22 protein-coding genes are annotated in these 24,044 nt (G+C 73.8%); 2 read left to right on the top strand and 20 right to left on the bottom strand.

Annotated features, from left to right (window positions below; translation table 11 throughout):
- Position 1: 1 nt before the first annotated feature.
- Genes ACIQU4_RS09955 through ACIQU4_RS09905 form a run of 11 tightly spaced genes read right to left on the bottom strand, consistent with a single transcriptional unit; the run spans position 2 to position 11,294 of the window.
- On the bottom strand, positions 2-1,570 hold the full coding sequence (locus ACIQU4_RS09955; protein ID WP_403727865.1) for a hypothetical protein: 1,569 nt from the start codon (positions 1,568-1,570) through the stop codon (positions 2-4).
- Positions 1,567-2,232, bottom strand: coding sequence for a phage baseplate assembly protein V (locus ACIQU4_RS09950; RefSeq protein ID WP_403727863.1), 666 nt, complete (start codon positions 2,230-2,232; stop codon positions 1,567-1,569). The genes ACIQU4_RS09955 and ACIQU4_RS09950 overlap by 4 nt, the downstream gene beginning before the upstream one ends.
- Complete coding sequence (locus tag ACIQU4_RS09945) at positions 2,232-3,317, bottom strand: phage late control D family protein (RefSeq protein WP_403727862.1); 1,086 nt, start codon at positions 3,315-3,317, stop codon at positions 2,232-2,234. The genes ACIQU4_RS09950 and ACIQU4_RS09945 overlap by 1 nt, the downstream gene beginning before the upstream one ends.
- Positions 3,310-3,492 carry a hypothetical protein gene (locus ACIQU4_RS09940; RefSeq protein ID WP_030155182.1) on the bottom strand — a complete coding sequence of 61 codons (183 nt, stop codon included), beginning with the start codon at positions 3,490-3,492 and terminating at the stop codon, positions 3,310-3,312. Before ACIQU4_RS09940 ends, ACIQU4_RS09945 begins: the two co-directional genes overlap by 8 nt.
- Positions 3,489-4,823 (bottom strand): hypothetical protein, encoded by a 1,335-nt coding sequence (locus ACIQU4_RS09935; protein WP_403727859.1) that lies wholly within the window; start codon positions 4,821-4,823, stop codon positions 3,489-3,491. The genes ACIQU4_RS09940 and ACIQU4_RS09935 overlap by 4 nt, the downstream gene beginning before the upstream one ends.
- Complete coding sequence (locus ACIQU4_RS09930; RefSeq protein ID WP_403727857.1) at positions 4,820-5,413, bottom strand: phage tail protein; 594 nt, start codon at positions 5,411-5,413, stop codon at positions 4,820-4,822. Before ACIQU4_RS09930 ends, ACIQU4_RS09935 begins: the two co-directional genes overlap by 4 nt.
- A 7-nt stretch (positions 5,414-5,420) precedes the next feature.
- Positions 5,421-7,430, bottom strand: a complete 2,010-nt coding sequence (locus ACIQU4_RS09925) for a phage tail sheath subtilisin-like domain-containing protein (protein WP_403727855.1) — start codon at positions 7,428-7,430, stop codon at positions 5,421-5,423.
- Entirely contained in the window at positions 7,427-7,882 is a 456-nt protein-coding gene (locus ACIQU4_RS09920) for a phage tail protein (RefSeq protein WP_030155191.1), read from the bottom strand. Before ACIQU4_RS09920 ends, ACIQU4_RS09925 begins: the two co-directional genes overlap by 4 nt.
- A 27-nt stretch (positions 7,883-7,909) precedes the next feature.
- Complete coding sequence (locus ACIQU4_RS09915; protein ID WP_403727853.1) at positions 7,910-9,784, bottom strand: phage tail sheath family protein; 1,875 nt, start codon at positions 9,782-9,784, stop codon at positions 7,910-7,912.
- Between the two features lie 23 nt (positions 9,785-9,807).
- Positions 9,808-10,701 (bottom strand): hypothetical protein, encoded by an 894-nt coding sequence (locus ACIQU4_RS09910; RefSeq protein WP_403727851.1) that lies wholly within the window; start codon positions 10,699-10,701, stop codon positions 9,808-9,810.
- A complete protein-coding gene (locus ACIQU4_RS09905; RefSeq protein ID WP_403727850.1) occupies positions 10,698-11,294 on the bottom strand; it encodes a DUF4255 domain-containing protein in 597 nt (198 codons plus the stop codon). Before ACIQU4_RS09905 ends, ACIQU4_RS09910 begins: the two co-directional genes overlap by 4 nt.
- 133 nt (positions 11,295-11,427) lie before the next feature.
- Here ACIQU4_RS09905 and ACIQU4_RS09900 point away from each other — a divergent pair, with 133 nt between their 5' ends.
- On the top strand, positions 11,428-12,339 hold the full coding sequence (locus tag ACIQU4_RS09900; protein ID WP_403727848.1) for a hypothetical protein: 912 nt from the start codon (positions 11,428-11,430) through the stop codon (positions 12,337-12,339).
- Positions 12,340-12,372: 33 nt separating this feature from the next.
- On the opposite strand, the gene recQ is transcribed toward ACIQU4_RS09900, so the two are convergent.
- The 4 genes from recQ to ACIQU4_RS09880 all read right to left on the bottom strand — a co-directional run bounded on the left by recQ (position 12,373) and on the right by ACIQU4_RS09880 (position 17,310).
- Positions 12,373-14,382, bottom strand: a complete 2,010-nt coding sequence (recQ, locus tag ACIQU4_RS09895) for a DNA helicase RecQ (RefSeq protein ID WP_403727846.1) — start codon at positions 14,380-14,382, stop codon at positions 12,373-12,375.
- A 75-nt stretch (positions 14,383-14,457) separates the two neighbouring features.
- A complete protein-coding gene (locus ACIQU4_RS09890; protein ID WP_403727844.1) occupies positions 14,458-14,970 on the bottom strand; it encodes an O-acetyl-ADP-ribose deacetylase in 513 nt (170 codons plus the stop codon).
- Positions 14,970-16,388, bottom strand: a complete 1,419-nt coding sequence (locus ACIQU4_RS09885; protein ID WP_403727842.1) for a phytoene desaturase family protein — start codon at positions 16,386-16,388, stop codon at positions 14,970-14,972. The genes ACIQU4_RS09890 and ACIQU4_RS09885 overlap by 1 nt, the downstream gene beginning before the upstream one ends.
- 97 nt (positions 16,389-16,485) lie before the next feature.
- Entirely contained in the window at positions 16,486-17,310 is an 825-nt protein-coding gene (locus ACIQU4_RS09880) for an inositol monophosphatase family protein (protein ID WP_403727841.1), read from the bottom strand.
- Positions 17,311-17,441: 131 nt separating this feature from the next.
- Between ACIQU4_RS09880 and ACIQU4_RS09875 the strand changes: the two genes are divergently transcribed.
- On the top strand, positions 17,442-17,918 hold the full coding sequence (locus ACIQU4_RS09875; protein ID WP_403727840.1) for a hypothetical protein: 477 nt from the start codon (positions 17,442-17,444) through the stop codon (positions 17,916-17,918).
- Here the strand turns inward: ACIQU4_RS09875 and ACIQU4_RS09870 are convergent.
- The 5 genes from ACIQU4_RS09870 to ACIQU4_RS09850 are packed head-to-tail and all read right to left on the bottom strand — an operon-like array spanning position 17,887 to position 23,987.
- Positions 17,887-19,389, bottom strand: coding sequence for an NCS1 family nucleobase:cation symporter-1 (locus tag ACIQU4_RS09870; RefSeq protein WP_403727838.1), 1,503 nt, complete (start codon positions 19,387-19,389; stop codon positions 17,887-17,889). The genes ACIQU4_RS09875 and ACIQU4_RS09870 overlap by 32 nt on opposite strands.
- A gap of 35 nt (positions 19,390-19,424) precedes the next feature.
- Positions 19,425-20,426, bottom strand: a complete 1,002-nt coding sequence (locus tag ACIQU4_RS09865; RefSeq protein WP_403727837.1) for a TIGR03842 family LLM class F420-dependent oxidoreductase — start codon at positions 20,424-20,426, stop codon at positions 19,425-19,427.
- 9 nt (positions 20,427-20,435) lie between these two features.
- Positions 20,436-21,836: a dihydropyrimidinase gene (hydA, locus tag ACIQU4_RS09860; RefSeq protein ID WP_403727836.1), complete on the bottom strand. Its 1,401-nt coding sequence runs from the start codon at positions 21,834-21,836 to the stop codon at positions 20,436-20,438.
- Between the two features lie 16 nt (positions 21,837-21,852).
- The gene (locus ACIQU4_RS09855; RefSeq protein WP_403727834.1) at positions 21,853-23,148 is read right to left on the bottom strand and encodes an aspartate aminotransferase family protein; all 1,296 of its coding nucleotides are present in this window, start codon (positions 23,146-23,148) and stop codon (positions 21,853-21,855) included.
- Complete coding sequence (locus tag ACIQU4_RS09850) at positions 23,145-23,987, bottom strand: nitrilase-related carbon-nitrogen hydrolase (RefSeq protein ID WP_385591415.1); 843 nt, start codon at positions 23,985-23,987, stop codon at positions 23,145-23,147. Before ACIQU4_RS09850 ends, ACIQU4_RS09855 begins: the two co-directional genes overlap by 4 nt.
- Positions 23,988-24,044: the final 57 nt, after the last annotated feature.

Raw genomic sequence — 24,044 nt, 5'->3', positions numbered from 1 at the left:
GTCATCCCCCCTCGCACAGCGGGTCGTTCACCGGCGGCTCCGGCCGGGGCGGTACCGGAGCCGGGGCGGTGGCGGGCGGGGTGACCAGGTCCACCAGGTCGTCGAGGTCGTCCTGGGCGAAGGCGTCGCTCGTGTCCCGGAGGCGGGCGCCCGCGCCCTTGGCCCCGAGGAGTTCGTCGAACGCGTCGGTCTGCGCCTGCCCCATGTCGGCAAGGGTCTTGGTGCCGTCGAAGAAGGCCTTCAGCGCGGCGGCCGCGTCCAGCGAGGGCGGAAGGCAGAAGCGCAGGGCGAGCAGCCACCACAGCTGGAAGAGGAAGACCACGATCGGCAGGAACATGCTGAACACGAAGAACGCCACGATCATGAAGATTTCGAGGGCGAAGGTGCAGGTCCGCGGGAGGGTGCCGCCCACCGAGCCGCCGCCGGGCGTGCCGCCGCCCGGGTCGAAGGACAGCTGCGAGCCGGGCGGGCTGGTGATCGCGACCCCGCCGGGGCCGGGCGGTGCGGCGGCCCGGGCGGCCACCGCCCGGAAGTCGGGCATGGTGATGGAGATCTTCCGGTTCTTGGTGCCCTCGGGGTCGTAGAACGACGCGAGCCGGAAGGGCTCGGTGGGCTTGCTCCAGGAGATCTGCGGCGGGCAGTGCTCGTGGCCCGGCCGCGGGGCGCGGCGTACGAAGCAGCGCAGTTCGTAGACGGAGCGGTCGTCCAGCTTGGGGGCGCCCCGGTCGTCGTGGTCGGCGGAGGCGGTCGGCACCACCCCGAACCACAGCGACCGCTCCGGCGGGGGCGCTGCGTGCGCGCAGTCACCCGAGCGGGCGGGCAGCCGCCACATCGGCAGCTCCTGTTCCCGGTCCTCGGGTCGGCCGGGTGCGGGGGGCTCGCCGAGCGCCCGCCACTGGCCGCCCGCGGCCCCGGCCCCGGCCCCGGCCCCGGCCATCCAGGCCTGGGTCCGCTTCTTCAGGTCGACCCGGTCGAGGAGTTCGCGGTGCGCGTCCTCGAAGGCCGTGCGGTGGGCGAGCTCGGCCCACAGCACGTCCCGGGCCTCCGACGGGTACGGGCCCGTGTCCGAACCCCCCTGCCCCTTGACCGCGAGCAGCTCCGCCGTCAGCCTGCGGGAGAGCGTACGCAGCACCTTGGGCGGTGCGTCCATCTCCACGTGGCGCCGGCGCATCACGAACCCGACCTCCAGGCCTTCGGCGGACTGCGGGCGCGGCAGCCCGGGCCGGTCGCAGAAGAGCTCGACGACGACCGCGTAGAACCGCTCGTGGCTGGGCTGGTAGAGCTTGCGCAGCCGGGTCCGCACCAGCTGGTGGGTGGCGAACCGGGCCCGGCCCGGGCCGCGGTCGGCGAGGGCGACGGGCACCGGGTACGACCAGACGTCGTCCTCGGGGTCGAATTGCAGCGAGTCGCGCGGATCGGCCACGAGGGCCCGTACGAACTCGGCGGAGGCGTACTTCTGGAGCGCCGGGGCGTGCGCGGAGGGGTCGAAGCGGTCGAAGTGCCCGCGCTCGCAGGCGTACCAGGGGGCGAGCACCTTGAAGCCGTGCCCGCCCGCGGCGGCCGCGGTCACCAGATGTTCCCGGCGCCGGGGGTGTAGGCCGGGGAGATCACCACTTGCTCGGTGACCAGCGTCCCGCACTTCACCAGGCCGCTGAAGGTGGACAGCGGGGCGTTCACCGCCACCATGGGCGCCTTGACGTCGACGGACACGTTCGCCTGGACCTCCACCGCGGTCGGCGTCAGCCGCACCACGCAGCCGCCGCTGTGCCGGATCGTCACCTGCTGGGTGGCGTCGTCCAGGGTCACCTCGTGGCCGGAGGCCATCGTGATCCGCACCTTGGCCGCGCCCCGGGTGTCGTCGAACTCCAGCCGGCTGTCCGCCCTCGACCGCAGGGCACGCAGGTTGTTGGCTTCCTCCGGCTCGTGCGGCAGGGCGCTGCGGCCGTTCCAGGCCGCGCCGAGGACGTACGGGCGGCGCGGGTTGCCCGCCTCGAAGGCGACGACGACCTGGCTGCCCACCTCGGGCAGGACGAGCAGGCCCTGCTCGTCGTCGGCGTACGGGGAGCAGAGCGTGGCCCAGGCGCGTACGTCGCGGTCCCCGTCGGTGCCGAGCCAGGGGAAGCGGACCTCGACCCGGCCGAGCCGCTTCTCGTCCACGATGTCGGTGACGAACGCCGGGTAGACGCCGAAGTATCCGGGTGCGGAGCCGTCCGCGGGCGCGGGCAGGGACATCACACCACCTCGTTCAGGCTGGAGCGTTCGGCGTCGAAGCGGGTGCGGAAGCCGTGGTCCGCGTCGAAGGTGTGCCGGATCCGGGTGACGGTGTACCCCTCGCCCTCGAAGGGGGCGCCGACCGAGCGCAGCACGAGGCGTCCGCCGACGACGAGGTCGGGGCTGCCGTTGGTGGTGCCCGCGACCGTCACGAACCGGCGTCCGCGGCGCAGCATTTCGGCGCGCGCCCAGGTCCCGGCCTCCTCGGCGGTCAGGGCGGCCTCCCGCACGCGCAGGCCGGTGCCGGGTCCCAGGGTCCGGGCCAGGACCGCGGCTCCGGTGCGGCCGCCGGTCGTTTCCGCCTCGACGACCTCGGGGCCGGCCCGTTCGTCGACGATCTCGCGCCGGTCGGCGTCGTACCCGGTGACGACGACCTCGCTGCGCTGGTGGGCGAGGTCGGCGCAGAGCCGCACCGCCATGAGCTCGCCGCCGTAGACGAGGGTCTGCGGGGTCGTGCCGCGGCTGCCGCGGGGGCGGAAGTGCAGGGTGCGGCCGCTGGCCCACAGTTCGGCCTGGACCAGTCGGGCCCGTTCCCGCAGGAAGGCGAGGTCGCTCTGGTTGAGCTGCTGCAGGACGTCGTAGCGGGGCCCGGGGACGTCCGCGTCGGCGGCGAGCCCGTGCTCGCGCGCCAGCTCCTCGGCGACTCCCGCGTCGGTGGTGTCGTGGTACGTGCGCATCCGGCGGGTCATGCGCAGCCGCATCAGCGCGTCCTCGGCGTGGACGAGGACGAGCGGGGGTTCGCCGTCGCCGAGGACGAGTTCGAGGCCGGAGACGACGCCTTCGAAGACGTACCGCTGGCGGGAGGGCGGGCCGAGGGCCACTTTGAGGGCGCTGCCGAGGCCGACCGTGGAGCCGTCGAGGTGCCGCAGCCGGTCCTGGGGGCCCTTGGCTCCGGCGCCGACGGCGAGGAAGTGCCCGCGCAGGGTGCGCAGTCCTTCGACGCCTTCGGCGACCTCCAGGCGTACGCAGTCCCGCGCGAGGTCCTTGACCAGGGAGCCCGCGACTTCGAAGACGGGCGATACGGTCGCGACGGCCGCCTCAGTCATCGAAGCCCTCCGCCGCGACGCGGGCGGCGAGCCAGGCGGCCCGTTCGCAGGCTTCGCGGTGGTGTTCGGCGGCCGCCCACGGCCCGCCGGCCCGGTCCGCTCCGGCGGCGGGCGGTGCGGCGCCGCCCGCGGCCGGCACGACGTCGGTGTGCAGCTCTCCGATGTACACGCTCATGGCGGGCCTCCTCGCGGTGTCCACCTCAGGGTGGTCGGGCCCGCGTCACGGCCGCGTTGCTCGCAGTCGGCGGCGGCCCGGCCGGGCGCGGCGGGCGGCAGCCGCTCCCAGGGGGCGGCTGCGGGGTCGGGCGGCGGGATCTCCTCGCGCCGGGCCCGGTCGGCGAGGCTGCGGGCGCCGCCGGCCCGGACCTCGGCGAGGGTCGCGGGGTCGGCGCGGGCCCGCAGCGGTACGCCCCGGCCGTAGCCGAGGGAGCGCCGGTCGAGCGCCGGCGGCGGGGCGTACCCGGCCGGTCCCGCGGGGTGGGCCGGTTCCCGTACGGGCGGGCCGGCCGGGGCGGTCGGCACCTCGAAGCTCTGCCGGGCCCGTGCGGTGGCCTGGTCCGCGGCGGCGCCGGCCACGATGTCCGCCGACGCGGCGATTCCGCCCGCCGCGCCGAGGACGAATCCGGCGAGTGCGGGATCCGCCCCCGCGGCGCCGCCGGCGCCCAGCGCGGCGGCCAGGCCGCCGGCCGAGGTCGGGGCCGCGTCCCCGGCGAAGCCCGCCGAGAGGCTGATCCCGGCCGCGGCCGCGAACCCCGCCGAGACCTCCGCGCCCAGTTGGACGGCGGCCCCCGCCGCCAGGGTCAGCGGGCTGTCGAGCCCGCTCATCGCGCCGCGCCAGGCCGCCGGGTCCAGCCCGAGCCGGGACAGCAGCTGCTGGGCGGACTCCCCGTCCCGGGCCTGGACGACCTGCCGGGGCCGGCTGGTGCCGGCCGTACCGGGCGCGGCTCCGGTGCGCTGGTCGCCGGCCTCGGTGGCGGTGCGAGCGTCGCGGGTGCCGGGGCCCTCGTCGTGCGCCTGGTACGCGAAGTTCTGCTCGACGACGGTCACCCCGACCTTGGCCCGCAGCGGGGTCCCGTCGGGGGCGAAGTGGTCGAGCTCCTCGGTGACCTGCGTGACGATGCCGTTGTAGCGCAGGGTGCCCCAGACGAAGCGGACGGCGGGCGGCGGGTCGGAGGTCTTCGCGGGGGGTTCGACGAACTGCCGTACCAGGGCGGTCCAGCGGCGTACGTCGACGTACTGTCCGCCACCGCGCTGTTCGGCGGTGTCGAACTCCAGGTCGAAGGTGAGGGTCGAGCCCTCCTGGGCGGGATGCTGGACCTTCTGGTTCTTCGTGGTCGCCCCGCCCCGGTCCACGTTGTTGTTGCGGCTGATCCGCAGCGTGGCCGGGTTGAACTGCACGGCCAGCGGCCCGCTGCCCTCGGCCTCTTTGACCAGCGGCGGCCGGTCCTTCCCCGGCTGGGCGGTCACCGTGAGCCGCTGCAGGGTGGCGTGGACCAGGGCCGTCACGGGGTCCGCTCCAGCCGCAGGCCCTCGTGGGCGATGTGCAGTTCCTCCACGGCGATCTCCCCCGTCCTGGCGTTGAGCGTCGGTCCGGTGATCTTCAGCGGCAGTCCGCGGACGAACGTCCAGTGCGCGACCACCCGTTGGCCGGCCGGGTCGAGCACCTCCACGTCGCCGTCGTAGCGGGGTACGGGGGCGCCGCCGGCGACCGTCCCGTGCAGCCAGTCCCACAGGCCCGTGTCGGCGCTCCCGCCGTCGGCGGCGATGAGCATGCCGCGTTTGAGGACGATCGGCTGGAGCCTGACCCGCCCCACCCGGCGCACCACTTCGTCGTTGGCGCCGCCTTGCAGGTACTCGCGTACGTCGGCCTCCAGGGCCAGCCCGGCGCACTCCTGGAACCCCCCGTCGCCGAGCCGGTCGGGGGCCCCGTCCGCGGCGCCGGGACCGGCCGGGCCGGGGCCGACCGCGGCGGGGCCCACCGCAGCGGCCTCGGACGGCGGGCGGGGGATGTCGGGCGGGGGCGCGGCGGTCCGGCCGGGCGCGGCGCTGCGGGTGAGCCGCACCCGGAACCTGAAGGTCTGTACGAGCTCGGGCACGCTCACCTCATGTCACCGCCACGGCGCCGTCGGCGTCCTGCGCGATCCGCAGGACGAGGTACTCCAGGGGCTGGGCGGGGGCCACGCCGATCTCGGCGACGAGCCGTCCGAGCCCCTGCGACCAGCCGGGGTTGAGGCGCTCGTCGCACCGTACGAAGAAGGCCTCGTCCTCGGTGTCGCCCGCGAACGCGCCGCTGCGGTACAGCCCGCGCAGCAGCTGGACGACGGCTGCGCGCAAGGCGTCCCGCAGCTGCGGGGTGTGCGGTTCGAAGGCCAGCCCCTGCGCCTGCCGGTCCAGCACGAGCCGGAGCATGGTCATCAGCCGGCGCACGCTGAGCTGGCGGTGGTCGGGGTCCCGGGAGAGGGTGCGCGCCGAGGCGAGCCGGTACCCGTCGCGCTCGGCGCGGAACACGTCGATGCCGAGCAGGTGCAGCTCGTCGCAGTCGGCGTCGCCGAGCCGCTGCGCGGCGGTCACGGCGCCGGCGGCCAGGGCGTTGGCCGGACCCCAGGGCAGTCCGAGGCTCCGCTCGCGCTCGGCGATGATCCCCGCGGCGAACCCGCAGGGCGGGACGTGCACGGCCACCCGGTCCGGGTCCTCGGGCGCGACGACCCCGAGCCAGGGGTGGTACGCGGCGGCGTACGTGCTGTCGAAGGCGGCCCGCCAGCGGGCGACGGCGCGCACCGGCAGCCCCGGCGGCACGTCGAGGAGGGCGACGAACCGCCGCTGGCGCTCCGCGAGGGCGACGAGCCGCAGCTGGCGCCGCAGGATCTCGGGCAGTTGGGCGGCTCCGTCCAGGAGCAGGGCGCGCGGCCGGGCCGGGTGCAGGGTCACGGGCGCGGGCGGCGGCGGGCAGGGCGCGAAGCGGCTGCCGACCTCCCGGGGCGGGGTCTCGGTGGCGGGCAGGGACTCGCCGTACTGCCAGAGCAGATCGGGTACGCAGAGCAGCGCGACCTCGGGGACCAGCGCCATCCGGTCCATCCCCACGACCTGCCCGGACCCGGACTCCTCCGCGCTCTCGGCGCCGCCGACGGGCAGCAGTTCGACGGGGACAGGCCCCTGGAAGCTGTCGGCGCCGATGGCCCCGTAGCGGTCGGCGCCGGGGCGGACGGGGCGGGAGAGGGCGGAGCCGAGGTATCCGTCGGGCGGGAGCAGTGCCCCCGGCCACGGCCCGTCCGGGGTCACCAGCAGGGATTCGGCGGCCAGTACGGAGGCGGCGTACCGGGGGTGCGCGGGGCCCAGGCCGAGCTCCGCGAACCGCTCCCGGCGGGGGTGCACCGGGTCGCCGTCGGCCACGGTGACGGTGGCGGTGACGGGCTCGGCCTCGACGGTCAAGGGGCGGGGGCCGCGGCCGGGCGCCCCGCCACCGCCGGGCGGCCGGTCCAGGACCGCGACCCGGGTGCGCGGCCCGGACGCCTCCTGCCGTTCGGCCAGTTCGAGGACGCGGAAGAAGCTCCCGGCGGACGGCAGCCCCGGCCCCCGTACTCGCAGCACGGAACCGGCCGGCGGGGTGCGCCCCTCGGGCAGGGCCAGCTCCCGGCCGGTCGCGGCGGCCTCGAACTGCCCGGCGCCGGTGAACTCCCAGCGCACCGAGAGCCGCCCGCCCCAGCTCCCCTCGTCCCGGGCGCGCAGCCCGATCGCGCAGGGCGCCCCGCGGCCGGGGTCGGCGCCGGGCGCGTCCGCGCGGGCCAGCATGGTGCGGTGCAGGGCACGGGCCTGCTCGGCGGCGGGGTGCGGGGCGCGGGGCAGCGGAGCCACCCGCAGCACGTGGGCCCGTACCCCGCCCTGGGCGAAGAAGGCCCGTACCGCGTACGGCAGCAGCCCGGGCCCCTCGAAGCCGCCGAAGTACCGCTGGTAGTCGGTCCAGCGGTCGACGGCGACCGGCTCGTCGACGGGCCCGCGGGGTGCCACGCCGACGAAGCCCGCGATGTCCAGGCGCACCGGCCGGAAGGAGGGCGCCGTCCGGCGGGCGTCCCGGTAGACCCCGGGCGCCCCGAGCCGCAGTCCGGGCGGGCTCACAGCGACTGGAAGTCGATGCGTTCGGCGACGAGGTGGAGCTCCTCCATCGCGACCTCCCCGCCGCCCTTGCCCGTGAGGGTGGGGCCGACCCACTTCTTGGGCTGGGCGGCGCGCAGCACCCAGGCGCAGACGGGCTGTCGTCCCTCGTCGTGCAGGGTGACGGTGACGGTGCGGGCGTCGTAGGCGCCCTCGCGGGTGGCCTTGATCCAGTTGAAGAGCCGCAGGTCGCCGATGATGCCGCGTTTGAGGGTGACGTCGTTGGTCGTATTGGTGTTGGCGATCTTGCGGACGTGGTTCTCGGGGTCGTTGCCGTTGCGGTACTCGGAGAACTTCACCTCGTTGCCGGCTCCGCTGAAGTCGGAGAAGCCGCCGGCGATCTGGTCCTCGCCGCCGGTGTCACCGAGTTTGACGAGGAAGTTGAAGGCTCCGTAGGGGTTGTTGCGCGTGGCCATGGGGGGTACCTCCCGTTCTGCGGGGCGTCAGCTGCGCTGCGCGTCGGCCGTGAACTGTCCGATGCGGAAGACGACGAACTCGGCGGGGTAGGTGGGTGCCACGCCGATCAGGCAGATCAGCCGCCCGTTGTCGAGGTCGTTCTGGGTCATGGTGGTGCGGTCGCAGCGGACGAAGAAGGCCTCCTCGGGCTTGGTGCCGAGCAGGGCTCCGGTCCGCCAGACGGTGATCAGGAAGTCCTCGACGGTCTGCCGTACGGAGGCCCACAGCCGCTCGTTGTTCGGCTCGAACACCGCCCACTGGGTGGACTTCTCGATGGAGTGCTCCAGGTAGATGAAGAGCCGGCGCACGTTGACGTATTTCCACTCCGGGTCCGAGCTCATCGTCCGGGCGCCCCACACCCGCCGGGCCCGGCCCTCGAAGAAGCGCAGGGCGTTGACTCCCTCCGGGTTGAGGACGGACTGCCGGTCGTACGTGACGTTGGCGGTGAAGTCGTTGATGCCGAGGAGGACTTCGTTGGCCGGGGCCTTGTGCACCCCGCGCTCGACGTCACTGCGGGCGTACACGCCGGCGACGTACCCGGAGGGCGGCACGTCGATCACCGGCGGCGGTGCGCCCGGGTCGGGGCGCCGGCTCGGGTCGGTGATCCGGACCCAGGGGTAGTAGAGCGCGGCGTACTTGGTGTCGAACTGGGCGCGGAACCCGCGCACTTCGGAGATCGAGCTGTCGCGGGGCGGGTCGACGATCGCCATCCGGTAGCGCAGCCGCTCGCAGTGCCCGATGAGGAGGTCGACGGCGGTCTTCTGCTCTCCGGCGGCCAGGGTCACGGTGTCCGGGAGGGCGACGATGGCGATGTCGTCGATCTCGGCCAGCGCGCCGAGCCCGCGGGCGGGGTCGGTGAGGCTGTCGGGATTGGCCTCCTTGCCGCCCAGGTCCTGCGCCGACAGTTCCAGCCCGTCGCCGCCGCGGGTCAGGTGGGCGCCGGGCTGCCCGAGGGTGAGCAGGGCGGCGAGCCGGGCGCCGGGGGTGGGCGGGGGCGCTGCGGCGGCGGGCCTCACGAGGTCCAGCCAGACGAGGGAGAACTCGTCGGCCGGATCGGCGGCCTGGAGTACGTTGCCCACCGAGCGCGGGTGCCGGTCGTCGAGCTCCAGCTCGTTGTACACGTCGACGCGCTCGCCCAGGCGTACGGTGACGGCCAGCGTGAGGTGGAAGACGGCCGTTCCGGCTGCGACGGGCTCGAACTCGCCCTGGCCCTTCAGATAGCCGAGGACCCCGTCGGCGCGGCGGACGACGGTCCTGACGTTGGCGGGCACCGGCGGCGTGTCGTCGGAGAGGGAGGGCACGCTCCCGCCGCTCAGCTGGACGAACTCCACGGCGGCGCCCGCCTGCACGCCGGTGAGCCGGGGCGCTCCGTCGCTGCCGGCGATGAGGATGTTCTTGCCGCGCCGGAAGGTCACCGTGACGGCGATCTTGGCGCCCGCGGAGCCCGGCCAGCGGGCCCGCCAGTACAGCAGCGGGGTGCCCGTCGCCGGGACGGCCAGGGAGGCGAAGTTGGCGTCGACGGCGGGGGGCGCGTCCTCGGCGGCGCTCGTACGGACGAACGGGAAGACCCGGGAAACGTACAGGCGGCGTCCGCCGTTGGCGAAGAAGGCGCGTGCGGCCAGGGCGAGTTGACAGTCCTCCTCGCCGATCTTCAGCCCGCCGAATGCCCGTTCGTACTCGGTGAAGCTGGTGACCAGCGCCGGTCCGGGCAGCACGGTGGGCCCGCCCGGCAGGAGGTACGGCACCGGTCCGTACTCGGTGCGCCCCGCCATGCCGAACGTGCTGGTCGGCACACCTTCGATCGACCGTGAGCGGAAGCTGGTCTCCTCGACGTAGACGCCGGGGGTCAGGTACTCGGGCATGTACGGGTCTCCTCGGTCACGGGTCAGGCGGGATCGTGCGGCAGGTCGGCGGCGTGGACCACCTGACCGACGGTGAGGGCGCGGACGGTGTCGGCGGCACAGGTGCGGTACCCGGCCGGGCGGGCGGTGCCGCGCAGCACCGCGTTGTCGAGGTCCTGCGGGCGGGGCGGGTTGGCGCTGCGGGCGATCGGCTCGGCGACGAGGTCGGCCCGCGGATCGGCGGGAGCATCCACGAGGGGCTCGGGGGCGTGGGTGCGCAGGGCGACGGGGAACCGGGAGGGCGCCGGGTACGGGAGCACCCCGACCCCGTCGATCAGCAGCAGCACCTGGCCGTGCTCGTCGCCGTGGGCCCAGCCGAGCGGGACGCCGCCCGGCCCGAAGGCGTCCACCCGCGGCCAGCGCACGGGGGTGGCGGCGGCGTCCGGGCGTACGACGCGCAGCCGGAGGCCGGTGGTGCCCCGCGGTACCGGGTAGGCGGGGCCGGGCAGCAGCCAGGGGATCAACAGACGTGCGGTGGCGGGGACATGGGGGGCGGTGGGCGGCCGCTCATCGGCGCCGGAGAGTTCGGCGCGGGTCCACAGCGGTATGGAGAACCGGCGCGGTATCCAGCGGCGGGCGGGGTCGTCGACCCGTACGGTGACGGCGGCGGGCAGGCCGCCCGCGGTGGCGTGGCGCAAGACGAACCCCGTGGCGCCGTGCCCTTCGAGCGAGCGGACCAGGTCGTCCGGGCGGCGCTGCCGGCGGCCCGGTAGGGGGCTGCTCTCGCAGCCCACGCGCAGCCCCGGCCCGGCGGCGGCGCGGCTCCTGGCGTCGAGGGGCCGGACGGCCAGCGCGAGGCGGTGCAGTACGTCGACCGGACCGGCCTCCACGGTGATCCGCCGGTCCGGCCCGCCGCGGCCGCCGGTCCCCGGCGTCATCGGAGCGGCCCCGCCGACGACCCGGCGGTGACCACGGTGACCTCGCCCGCGGCGGGGCCGGCCGGACCGTCGATCCGGATGACCCGGGCGACGTACGGCAGGCAGAGCCGGTAGTCGGTGGTCATCGCCTGGAAGGCCTCGCTCATCGAGTCCATCGCCAGCTCGTCGGGGACGATCTGCACCGAGTCCCCGGCAAGCCAGTCCCCGCTCGGGTGCAGCAGCGGCCCGGTGAGCAGGCCCTCGCTCTCCAGGATCCGGGCGACCAGCCCCAGCCATTCGAGCTCCGTCTCCACGAACTGGTCCCAGGCGGCGATCATCAGGTGCATCCGCAGCGGCAGCCGGGGCAGCCCGTCCTGGGCGGCCATCGCCGCCAGCGCGGGCCGGGTCTCGCGGTCGACGCTCAGGCGGTAGCAGTAGACGGACACCGCCGGATTGCGGATGACGGAGCCGGGGGTGTCCACCTTGTCGAAGTCGACGGGTCCGGCGAGGACGGCCTCCGGGCGGCGCCCCGCCGGGATCTCCTCGGCGAAGCGCCGGTTGAGCAGCGCGACGACGCTGCGCCCCACTGCGGCGAGTGCCCGGTATCCAGCCATGGGCCGATGCTGCGGCCCCTCCCGTCACGGGCGCGTTGCGCGGGCCGGCGGCGGCGATGGCCGGGCGACGAACCGGTGACACCGCCCGGCCCACACTCGGGTGCGCCTGCCCCTTCACCCAGGAGAGCCCACCATGAGCAGTACCGCGCACCACCCCCCGGCCGGCACCCCTACGGGCGGCTGCGATCCCGGCGCGATCGACGAACTCGCCTGCGTCGCCGCGGGCATCCAGCGCCGGGCCGAGGTCACCCAACAGCACCTGCCCCAACTACGGGAGTTCCAGGAGAAGTTCAACAGCGCCCGGACCGAGTACACCAAGGCCCGGATGGCCGCGAAGACCGATCTGGACGAGGCGGCGGCGACGCTCGCCAAGGTCCGCGAGCAGATCCGCTGCCGGGTCACCCACGAGCAGCGCCACTGTCTGCACCAGGCCGTCGACAAGGTCTTCGACGAGATCCGCCGGTGCGCGGGCGGCTGGGGCTGCTGCGCGGACGACTGCGGGTGCGATTTCGACGACACGGTGGGCGGGGAGGACACGGTCGCCACGCTCTCGGCGCGCATCGCCCGGTACACGGCGGAGACCCTGACGGCCGCGGCCTGCTTCACCGACCTGGACGGGGAGCTCACGGCGCTGCCGGAGCGCGCGGCGAAGATCAAGACGGACGCGGCCCAGCTGCTGGCGGACGTCTGCGACGCGGTCCTGGGCAAGGACGTCGTACGCCTCTACGCGCGGCTGCTGGTGCTGCTCCGCCGTATCGCGGAGGCCTGGCGGGGGTTCGCGGGCGTCTGCGAGTTCGTCGACTGCCTGTGCAAGGCCCTGCTGTGCGTGCTCAAGGGCTGGCAGGCGATCGCCGTACTGGAGGGCGCCCGCGCCGAGCTGCTGTGCAAGGAGGAGACCCGGAAGGCGGCGTGCGAGCGCAAGCAGAAGGAGACGGTCGAGGAGGTGATGGCGGAGTACACCCGCCTGTGCCCGCCGTGCACCGCGCACCCCGACGGGGCCGAGGAGGAGGATCCGGACGAGGACCGCGCCGCCGACGCGGCCTGACCTCCCGTACCTCCTCCCGGCCCGCGGTTCGGCCTACTCCCAGTCGTCCCAGGGCGGGTCCGTGTCGTCGAAGTCGAAGGGCGGTTCCTCGTCGGTGTACGGGGCCGGGGGCTCCGGCGCCGCGGCCTGCGACGGGACCGGGGCCGCGAGGGCCGCGGGCGCCGGGGCCGCGGCGGCGCCCGTCTCGGCCAGCGCGGCCAGGATCCCCTCGGCGTACTTGGCCAGCTTGGCCTCGCCGACGCCGCTGATGGTGCCCAGCTCCTCCACCGTGCCTGGCAGCCGGGTCGCGACCTCCCGCAGCGTCGCGTCGTGGAAGACCACGTACGCCGGCACGCCCTGCTCCTTCGCGGTCGCGGCCCGCCAGGCGCGCAGGGCCTCGAACACCGGCACGGCCGCCGCCGGCAGGTCGACCGGGACCCGCCCGGCCTTCCCGGAGCCGGAGCCCGAGCCGGAGGACTTGCGGGCCGCGGGGGCCGGCGCGGCCTCCTTGCGCATCGGCACGCCGCGGCGCCCGCCCAGCACCTCGCCGCTGGCATCCGTGAGCACCAGCGTCCCGTAGTCGCCCTCCACCGCCAGCAGCCCCGAGGCCAGCAGCTGCCGTACGACCCCGCGCCACTCCGCGGTGCTCAGGTCCGCGCCGATCCCGAACACCGACAGCCCGTCGTGGTCGAACTGGATGACCTTGGCCGTCTTCTTGCCCTGGAGGATGTCGATGATCTGGCCGGCGCCGAACTTCTGCCGCCGCTCCTTCGCCAGCCGCCACACCGTGGACATCAGCTTCTGCGCGGCCACCGTGCCGTCCCAGGACTCGGCCGGGGTCAGGCAGGTGTCGCAGTTCCCGCACGGCCCGGCGGCCGCCTGCCCGAAGTACGCGAGCAGCCGCACCCGGCGGCACTCGACCGTCTCGCACAGCGCGAGCATCGCGTCGAGGTGCGCGGCCAGGGAGCGGCGGTGCGCCTCGTCGCCCTCGGAGCCCTCGATCATCTTGCGCTGCTGCACCACGTCCTGGAGCCCGTACGCGAGCCAGGCCGTGGCCGGCTCCCCGTCACGCCCGGCACGGCCGGTCTCCTGGTAGTAGCCCTCGACCGACTTCGGCAGGTCCAGGTGCGCCACGAACCGCACGTCCGGCTTGTCGATGCCCATGCCGAACGCGATCGTGGCCACCACCACGACCCCGTCCTCCCGCAGGAAGCGCGCCTGGTTCGCCGCGCGCGTACGGGAGTCCATGCCCGCGTGGTACGCGACCGCGTCGATGCCGTGCTCCACCAGGAAGGCTGCGGTCTTCTCCACGGAGGCCCGCGACAGGCAGTAGACGACTCCGGCGTCCCCGTCGTGCTCGGTGCGGATCAGCTCCAGCAGCTGCCGGGTCGGGGTGTTCTTCGGGGCGATCCGGTACTGGATGTTGGGCCGGTCGAAACTGGCGACGAAATGCCGGGCCTCCCCCTCCGCCAGGCCCAGCCGGGCCGCGATCTCGGCGTGCGTGGCCTCGGTGGCCGTCGCCGTCAGCGCGATCCGCGGCACCTTGGGCCAGCGCTCGTGCAGCATCGACAGCGCCAGGTAGTCGGGCCGGAAGTCGTGGCCCCACTGGGCGACGCAGTGCGCCTCGTCGATCGCGAAGAGCGACACCGTGCCCCGGTCGAGCAGCCGCTGGGTGCCCTCGGTGCGCAGCCGCTCCGGCGCCAGGTACAGCAGGTCCAGCTCACCGGCGAGGAAGGCCTGCTCGACGGCCTGCCGCTCGTAGCGGTCCTGGGTCGAGTTGAGGAACCCGGCCCGCACCCCGAGGGCGGTCAGGGCGTCCACCTGGTCCTGCATGAGCGCGATCAGCGGCGAGATCACCACGCCCGTACCGGCTCTGACCAGCGCCGGGATCTGGTAGCAGAGCGATTTGCCGCCGCCCGTGGGCATCAGGACCAGCGCGTCGCCGCCGCCGGCCACGTGCTCGATGATCTGCTGCTGCTCGCCGCGGAAGGAGTCGTATCCGAAGACGCGGTGCAGCACCTCAAGGGCATCGGGGGTCTCGGTGGGGGCGTCGACAAGGCTCATCCCAGAAGCCTATCGACCCCCACGGACACCCCCGCCCACATCTGCCGGATCCGCCGGCCCGGGGGCCGGGCACGCCTACCCCAGGGCCGCCTCGAAGGCCGCGTACGCCTTCTCGTCGAAGAGGACGAAGCGGACCTCCTCCACGGGCTCCGCGGCGGCCGCCCGGGCCGTTTCCACGGCGATGCGGGCGCCGTCGTCCATCGGCCAGCCGAAGATGCCGGTGGAGATCGCCGGGAAGGCGACCGTACGGGCCCCCAGCTCGGCCGCGACCCGCAGGGACTCGCGGTAGCAGGAGGCCAGCAGCGCCGAGCGGTCCTCGTCCCGGGACCAGACCGGGCCCACCGTGTGGATCACCCACTCGGCCGGGAGCCGGCCCGCCGTCGTGGCCACGGCCCGGCCCGTCGGCAGCCCCTTGCCGTACTGGGAGGCGCGCAGCGCCCGGCAGGCGTCCAGGATCTCGGGGCCGCCGCGCCGGTGGATGGCGCCGTCCACTCCCCCGCCGCCCAGCAGCGAGGAGTTCGCCGCGTTGACGATCGCGTCCGCGTGCTCGGCCGTGATGTCGCCCCGGACGAGGGTGATGCGCACCATCAGGAAGCCTTTCGCAGGTGACGCCAGACCGCCTTGGCCGCGTTGTGCCCGGACATGCCGTGCACTCCGGGGCCGGGCGGGGTGGCGGAGGAGCAGAGGAACACGGCCGGGTGGGCCGTCGAGTACGGGAACAGGGACAGCTTGGGCCGCAGCAGGAGCTGGATCCCGGAGGCCGCGCCGCAGGCGATGTCGCCGCCGACGTAGTTGGGGTTGCGGGCCGCCAGTTCCGGCGGTCCGGCGGTGGCGCGGGCCAGCACCAGGTCGCGGAAGCCGGGGGCGAAGCGCTCGATCTGCCGCTCGACGGCGTCGGTGAGGTCGCCGCCCCAGCCCGCGGGGACGTGCCCGTACGCCCAGAACACGTGCTTGCCCTCGGGCGCCCGGCCGGGGTCCACCAGGCTGGGCTGGGCGGTGATCAGGAAGGGGTTGCGGGGGGCCCGCCCACCGGTGGCCAGCTGGAGGGCGGCGTCGATGTCGCGGGCGCGCGGGCCGATCTGGACGGTGCCGGCCCGGCGCGGGGCCTCGGCGGTCCAGGGCACGGGGCCGGAGAGGGCGTAGTCGAGCTTGAACGCGGCGGCGCCGTACTTGTAGCCGTCGTACGCGCGCCCCAGCCGGGCGATCCGGGCCAGCGCGGTCGGCGAGGTGTCGAATACGTACGCCCGGGCCGGCGGCAGGTCGTCGAGGCGCTTGACCTCGAAGCCGGTGTGGATCGTGCCGCCGAGGTCGCGCAGGTACCCGGCGAGGGCGTCCGAGATGGACTGCGAGCCGCCGCGCGGCATGGGCCAGCCGCCGGCGTGCGCGGCGAGGGCGAAAACCAGGCCGACGGCGCTCGTGGCGATCCCGCCCAGCGGGGCGATGACGTGCGCGACGAGCCCGGCGAACAGCGCCCGCGCCCGCTCCTCGTGGAAACGGCTCAGCAGCCAGGTGGAGGGCGGCAGTCCGGCGAGTCCGAAGCGGGCCAGGGTGAGCGGGTCCCGGGGCAGGGCGGTCGAGGGCAGGGACATGAAGTCCCGGACCAGGGTGTCCCATGTGCCGAGGAAGGGCTCCACCAGCCGCCGGTACGTGCCCGCGTCGCGCGGTCCGAGGGAGGCCGCCGTCTCGGAGACGGAGCGGGAGAGCACGGCGGCCGTGCCGTCGTCGAAGGGGTGCGCCATGGGCAGCGGGGCGTGCAGCCACTCCAGCCCGTACCGCTTCAGCGGCATGGTGGAGAAGACCGGCGAGCCGATGCCGAGCGGGTGCACGGCCGAGCAGGGGTCGTGCCGGAAGCCCGGGAGGGTGAGCTCCTCGGTGCGGGCCCCGCCGCCGACCGTCTGCGCGGCCTCGAACACGGCCACCGAGAAGCCGCGCCGGGCCAGCTCGACGGCGGCCGTCAGCCCGTTGGGCCCCGCCCCCACCACGACCGCATCGAGAATCGACGGCACCTTGAGACTCCTTCGTCCGGCGGCGGCTGTGCTCCCAGGATATTCGCCCCGGCCGTACGGGCCCCCGCCCGCGCCCGGCCGGACCGGACGAAACGGCTCACGCGCCGCGCAGCAGCTCGCGGATCCGGATGGCGGTGGCCTCGTCGCGGCCCACGGCGAACGGCAGCTCGTTGTCCCGGTCCACCCGGAACGGGACCCCGGCGACGGTGCTCTGCGCGCCGCCCGCCTCGGCGACCAGCAGCAGTCCGGCCGCGTGGTCCCACGCCGAGGGCCAGGTGAAGGCGAGGCCGTCCATCTCGCCGCGGGCCACCTTCAGGTACTCCAGCCCCGCGGAGCCGCAGGGCCGGGCCGCGACCCCGGGCACGTCGAGCCGGGACAGGGTCGCCTTGTCCTCGTCGGAGGTGTACAGCGGGTGGGCCATCGCGATCCGCAGTTCGGCGCCGGGCTGCGGCGAACCGCTGTGGATCCGCTCGCCGTTGACGTACGCGCCCTGCCCGCGCACGGCGGTCGCCAGCTCCTCCAGCGCCGGGGCGAACGTCCAGGAGGCGAGGATCTCACCGCGGTGGGCAAGGGCGACCAGGGTGCAGAACGCCGCGTCGCCGGCGACGAACTGCCGGGTGCCGTCGACCGGGTCGACGATCCAGACCGGCGCGTCGGCGCGCAGCGCCCCGTACACGGTCGGGTCGGCGTGGACCGCCTCCTCGCCGACTACGGCGGAGCCGGGCAGCAGGTGCGTCAGGGAGGCCGTGAGGTGCTCTTCGGCCTTGCGGTCGGCGACGGTCACCAGATCGTGGGGACCGGTCTTCTGGTCGACCTCGTGGTCGGCGAGCTGCCGGAATCTCGGCATGATCTCGACCGCCGCCGCCTTGCGGATCGCTTCTTCCACTGCGGACAGGTCTCGGGCCAGGAACTCTTCGATCATGCCCCCATCACACCACGCCGGGCTGACAAACCCCACCGGTCGTCACGTACACCAGACGGCCTCCAGATGGACTCCAGGTGCCGCAGGGAAAGGGAATGCGGCGGGCCGGGCCCGTGGCGGACGATGGGGCGGTGACCGTATTTCGCTGCGTGCGCTGCCGGACCGAGCTGACCACCACGGTGCGAGAGGTGCCGATCCCCCCGGAGAGCGTGACGTGGGCCCCGTACGAGGCGCCCGTCGAGCCGTGTCCACCGCGGATGGCGCCCGGGACGTACGCCTACGACCCGGAGCCGCACCGGTTCTCCTGGGGCCCCGCGCCGAAGGGGCGAGCGCAGGGCAGTGCGCCGCGCGGGCCGGGGACGGCCGTGGTCGTGAGCCCCGGGGACATCCGCGGGGTCGAGCCGATCGAGCGGCGGCGGATCGGCTGTTGCGGGCCCATGGGCACCGACGGGCCGAACCTCGCGTGTGTCGGGTGCGGCGCGGAGGTCGCCGTCGAGGCCGCCGACTGCTGCACCTGGCAGGAGATCGTCCTCGACCTCCGCTTCGCCGAGGCGGTGGATCCGCCGGGCCGGAGCGTCAGGAGCGGGCGGGGTGCCGGCGGTTCATGAGCGCCGTGTAGAGCAGCATGGACGCAGCCAGGCCCACCGCCCAGCCGTAGTCCGCGAGCGGCTTCAGGAAAGGGATCAGGCCCTCCTCGGGGAAGGGGCCCTTGCCGGGGGCCGAGTGCGAGCCGCCGATGGCCAGCACACCGCCGACCACGAAGGACACCAACGCCCGGATGTTCCAGCCGCCCGTGTACCAGTACGGCCCGCCCGCCCGGTAGAGGTCGGGCAGCGACAGCCGGGTGCGCCGCACGATCCAGTAGTCCGCGATGAGGATGCCGGCGACCGTGCCGAGCAGTCCGCCGACCAGGCCGAGCCAGGTGAAGATGTACAGCTCGGGGGTGGAGGTCAGCTTCCACGGCATCATCAGTACGCCGACGACTCCCGTGATCAGGGCGCCCCTGCGGAAGTCGATCAGGCGGGGCGCCAGGTTGGACAGGTCGTACGCCGGGGAGACGACGTTGGCCGCGATGTTCACCGAGATCGTCGCGACGAGGACCGTGACCAGGGCGTAGAGCAGCCCGAAGACGCTGTCGGTCTTTGCGACCAGCTCCACCGGGTCCCAGATCGGGGCCCCGTACACCGCCTCCGAGCCGGAGGTGACGAACACCGACAGCAGCGCGAAGAGGGTCATCGTCGTCGGCAGCCCGAGCGTCTGTCCGAGGATCTGGGAGCGCTGCCCGGCGCCGAAGCGCGTGAAGTCCGGGATGTTGAGCGAGAGGGTGGACCAGAAGGCGATCATCCCCATGAGGGCGGGGAAGAAGACCGTCCAGAACTCCGCGCCCCAGCCGAGCCGGGAGGGCTGGTCGAGCAGTTCGCCGAAGCCGCCCGCCTTCACCCCGATCCACACGAGCAGGGCCAGCGCGCCGACGATGACGAAGGGCGCGGCCCAGTTCTCGAACCGCCGCAGGGCCTCCATCCCCCGGTAGATGATGGCGAGTTCGAGGACCCAGAAGAGGGCGAAGCACAGCCACAGCGGCCACGGCTCGCCGCCGATCTCCGCGGCTCCCGCCCAGCCGCCGAAGATCTTGCCGAGCAGGACGTAGATCCCGGACCCGCCGATCCAGGTCTGGATCCCGAACCAGGCGCAGGCCACGGCCGCCCGGATCAGCGCGGCGAGATTGGCCCCGCGCATCCCGAAGGAGGCCCGGGCCAGCACCGGGAACGGGATCCCGTACTTGGGGCCGGCGTGCCCGGTGAGCAGCATCGGCCCCAGCACGATGATGTTGGCCAGCGCGATGGTGAAGACGGCCTGTTTCCAGTCCATCCCCAGGGCCACCAGCCCGGAGGCGAGCAGCCAGGAGGGGATGTTGTGCGCCATGCCGACCCACAGGGCCGTGAAGTTGTACGTGGTCCAGCGCCGGTCCGCGACCGGTACGGGGAGCAGGTCGGGGTTGGCGAAGCGGCCGTCGGAGGGGACCGCGCCGGGGGCGAGCTCGACGCGGTCCCCGGTGGCGCCTATCGGGTGGTCCGGCATGTGCGCACGCCCCTTCGGGTCGGTGGGGATCTCGGTCAGGATCCGAGCGCCGGGATGACGTGCTGCCCGTACGCGTCGATGGTGGCCTCCTGTGCGTCGTGCATGTCGTACACGGCGAACTGGTCGACGCCCAGGTCGCGCAGGGTCCGCAGCTTCTCGATGTGGGCCTCGGGCGGGCCGAGCAGGCAGAAGCGGTCCACGATCTCGTCGGGCACGAAGTCGGCGGACGGGTTCCCGGCGCGGCCGTGGTGGCTGTAGTCGTAGCCCTCGCGGGCCTTGATGTACTCGGTGAGGGCGTCCGGCACCATGCCGGAGTGTTCGCCGTAGCGGCCGACGAGATCGGCGACGTGGTTGCCGACCATCCCGCCGAACCAGCGGCACTGGTCGCGGGCGTGGGCCAGGTCCTCGCCCACGTACGCCGGCGCCGCGACGCAGATGGTGAGCGCGTCCGGGTCGCGTCCGGCCCGTTCGGCGGCCTGCCGGACGGAGCCGACCATCCACTCGGTGAGGTAGGGGTCGGCGAGCTGGAGGATGAACCCGTCCGCCTTCTCGCCGGCCAGGGCCAGCGCCTTCGGCCCGTACGCGGCCATCCAGACCGGGAGCTTCCCGCCCTGGACCCATGGGAGCCGCAGCGGATTGCCGTCGACCTCGGCCTCCCGGCCCTCGGCGAGGTCCCGGATGACGTCGATGGCCTCCCCCAGCCGGGCCAGGGTGTTCGGTTTGCGCCCGGCGACCCGCATCGCCGAGTCTCCGCGGCCGATCCCGCACACGGTGCGGTTGCCGTACATGTCGTTGAGGGTGGCGAAGGTGGAGGCGGTGACCTCCCAGGTGCGGGTGCCGGGGTTGGTGACCATCGGCCCGATGTGCAGCTTCTGCGTGTTCGCGAGGATCTGGCTGTAGATGACGAAGGGTTCCTGCCACAGGACCGCCGAGTCGAAGGTCCAGCCGTAGCGGAAGCCGTTCCGCTCGGCGCGCTTCATGAGGCTGACGACCCGGGAGGCGGGCGGGTCGGTCTGGAGGACGAGGCCGAAGTCCATCACGGCTCCTTAGAGGTACTGGCAGGTGGAGCGGGGGATGAACACCCCGTGGCCGGCCCGGCCCGTGTACTCGCGCCGGTCGATGACGAGTTCGCCGCGGGAGAGCACGGTGTCGACGCGTCCGGTGATCCGCTTGCCCTCGTACGCCGAGTAGTCCACGTTCATGTGGTGCGTCTCGGCGGAGATGACCTGCTCGGCGTGCGGATCGTAGAGGACGATGTCGGCGTCGGAGCCCGGCGCGATGGTGCCCTTCTGCGGGTAGAGGCCGAACATGCGGGCCGGGCTCGCGCAGGCGATCTCGATCCAGCGGCGGCGGCTGATGTGTCCGTCCAGGACGGCCTGGTGGAGGAGGTCCATCCGGTTCTCCACCCCCGGCAGCCCGTTCGGGATCTTCGAGAAGTCGCCGCGGCCGAGCTCCTTCTGGCCGCGGAAGCAGAACGGGCAGTGGTCGGTGGAGACCACCTGGAGGTCGTTGGTCCGCAGCCCCCGCCAGAGGGCGGCCTGGTGCTCCTTCGGCCGCAGCGGGGTGGAGCAGACGTACTTGGCGCCCTGGAAATCGGGCTCTTCGAGGTTGTCGGTGGACAGGAACAGGTACTGCGGGCAGGTCTCGCCGAACACCGGCAGACCCTTGTCCCGGGCGGCGGCGAGCTCGGCCAGCGCCTCCTCCGCGGAGACGTGGACCACGTACAGCGGGGATCCGGCCACGCGCGCGAGCTGGATCGCCCGGTGGGTGGCCTCCGCTTCGAGGAGGACCTTGCGGACCTCGCCGTGGTGGCGCGGGTCGGTCTCGCCCCGGGCCAGGGCCTGTTCGACGAGCACGTCGATCGCGATGCCGTTCTCGGCGTGCATCATGATCAGCCCGCCGTTGCCGGAGGCCCGCTGCATGGCGCGCAGGATCTGCCCGTCGTCGCTGTAGAAGACGCCGGGGTAGGCCATGAACAGCTTGAAGGAGGTGACGCCCTCCCCGATCAGGTGGTCCATCTCCTTCAGGGTCCCCTCGTTGACGTCCGAGAGGATCATGTGGAAGGCGTAGTCGATGGAGCACTTGCCGTCGGCCTTGTCGTACCAGGTGTCGAGCCCCTGGCGCAGCGCCTGGCCCATGCTCTGCACGGCGAAGTCGACGATGGTGGTGGTGCCGCCCCAGGCGGCGGCCCGGGTTCCGGTCTCGAAGGTGTCCGAGGCGGCGGTCCCGCCGAAGGGCAGCTCCATGTGGGTGTGGGCGTCGACCCCGCCGGGGATGACGTACTTCCCGCTCGCGTCGATCGTACGGTCGGCCGTCCAGGCGTCGGCGGCCGCCGAGCCGTGGGCCGCGAGGGCGGCGACGCGGCCGTCCTCGACCAGGACGTCGGCGTGGAGCTCGTCGGCGGCCGTGATGACGAGGCCGCCGCGGATGAGGGTGCGGATGGACATGTGCGGCGCCTTCCGGTCACACGATGCTGTGCAGGGCCCGTTCGAGGATCTCGGCGCCCTCTTCCGCCTCGGCGACGGTGAGGGAGAGCGGCGGCGCGATGCGCAGCACGCTGGTGTCGTGTCCGCCGCCCTTGCCGAGCAGCAGGCCGCCTTCGCGGGCGGCCTCCAGTACGGCGGCGGCCGCGCCCGGGTCGGCCTCGTCGGTGCCGGGCTTCGTCAGCTCCAGGCCGGCCATCAGGCCCCGGCCGCGGACCTCCCGTACGGCGGGCACGGCGGCGGCGATGGCGCGCAGCCGCTCCAGGAGCAGGCCGCCGACGCGGCGGGCGTTGCCCTGGAGGTCGTGCTCCAGCAGGTACGCGAGGTTGGCGACGCCGGCCGCCATGGTCACCGGGGAACCGCCGAAGGTGGAGATGGAGTTGGTGTCGATGCAGTTCATGATCTCGGCACGGGCCACGACCCCGCCGATGGACATGCCGTTGCCGATGCCCTTGGCGAAGGTGAGGATGTCCGGCGGGCCGCTGCGTCCGTGCGCCTGCCAGCCCCAGAAGTTGTCGCCCGTGCGGCCCCAGCCGGTCTGCACCTCGTCGCTGATCCAGAGGATGCCGTGCCGGTCGAGGACCTCGCGGAACGCCCCGTACAGCCCGTCGGGCGGGGCGGTGAACCCGCCGACGCCCTGGATCGGCTCGGCGATCAGGGCGGCGACTCCGCCGCGGGCCTGGCCGAGCACGTCTTCGAGGTCGGCGACGGCGGCCGCGGTGAAGGCGGTGTCGTCGAGGTGCGCGAAGGGGCCGCGGGTGCGGACGGCGCCGTGGACGTAGTACGTCTGGAGCGGCGAGAGGCTGGTCGGGGACCAGCCGCGGTTGCCGGTGATGGAGACGGTCGAGAAGGACCGGCCGTGGTAGCTGTTGCGCATCGCCAGGATCTGGTTGGAGCGGCGGTACGCGGTCGCCAGCAGCAGGGCGGTGTCGTTGGCCTCGGTGCCGGAGGTGGTGAAGAAGACCCGCGCCTCGGGGATGCCGGACAGGGCGGCGATCCGCTCGGCCAGCTCGATCATCGGGCGGTTGAGGTACAGGGTCGACGAGTGGATGAGCCGTCCGGCCTGTTCGGAGACGGCCTTGGTGACCTCGGGCAGGGCGTGCGCGGTCATCGTGGTGAGGATGCCGCCGAAGAAGTCGAGGTAGCGGTTGCCGTCGGCGTCCCAGACGTGGCGGCCCTCGCCGTGCGTGAGTTCGATGGGGCGGTCGTAGTAGAGCGCGAGCCAGTCGGGCAGTACGGCCTGGTGGCGGCTGTGCAGGGGGATCGGGTTGGTCACGGCTGAACGAGCCCTCCGTAGGCGTCGGGGCGGCGGTCGCGGTAGAAGGCCCACTGGTCGCGGACCTGCTTGATCAGGTCGAAGTCGAGGTCGCGGACGAGGAGTTCCTCCTCCTTGCCGCTGGCGGTCTCGCCGACGAACTGGCCGCGGGGGTCGACGAAGTAGCTGGTGCCGTAGAAGTCGTTGTCCCCGTACTCCTCCTGGCCGACGCGGTTGATCGCGGCGATGAAGTACTCGTTGGCGACGGCGGCGGCGGGCTGTTCCAGCTGCCAGAGGTAGGAGGACAGGCTGCGGGAGGTGGCGGACGGGTTGAAGACGAGCTGGGCTCCGGCCAGGCCCAGCGCGCGCCAGCCCTCGGGGAAGTGGCGGTCGTAGCAGATGTAGACGCCGACGCGGCCGACGGCGGTGTCGAAGACGGGCCAGCCGAGGTTGCCCGGGCGGAAGTAGTACTTCTCCCAGAAGCCCTTGACCTGGGGGATGTGGTGTTTGCGGTACTTGCCGAGGTAGCTGCCGTCGGCGTCGATGACGGCGGCGGTGTTGTAGTAGAAGCCCTCGGACTCCAGCTCGAAGACCGGTACGACGATGACCATGCCGGTCTCGCGGGCGAGCGCCTGCATCCGCTGGACGGTGGGGCCGTCGGGGACGGGCTCGGCCCAGCGGTAGTGCTCGGGTTCCTGGACCTGGCAGAAGTAGGGGGCGTTGAACACTTCCTGGAAGCCGATGATCTTCGCGCCGTCGGCGGCGGCCCGCCGGGCGTGCTCCTCGTGCTTGGCGATCATCGACTCGGTGTCTCCGGTCCAGGTGGCCTGGACGAGTGCGGCGCGGACGACTTGGGCCATGAGCTGCTCCTCGCGACGGGAACGCCGAGTTCTACGCACGTAGACGGTGTGCGTAGG

This window comes from Streptomyces sp. NPDC090741 (assembly GCF_044769045.1).
Lineage (GTDB): Bacteria > Actinomycetota > Actinomycetes > Streptomycetales > Streptomycetaceae > Streptomyces.
The sequence above is the reverse complement of the archived record's forward strand: the minus strand, read 5'-3'. Positions and strand labels throughout refer to the sequence as shown.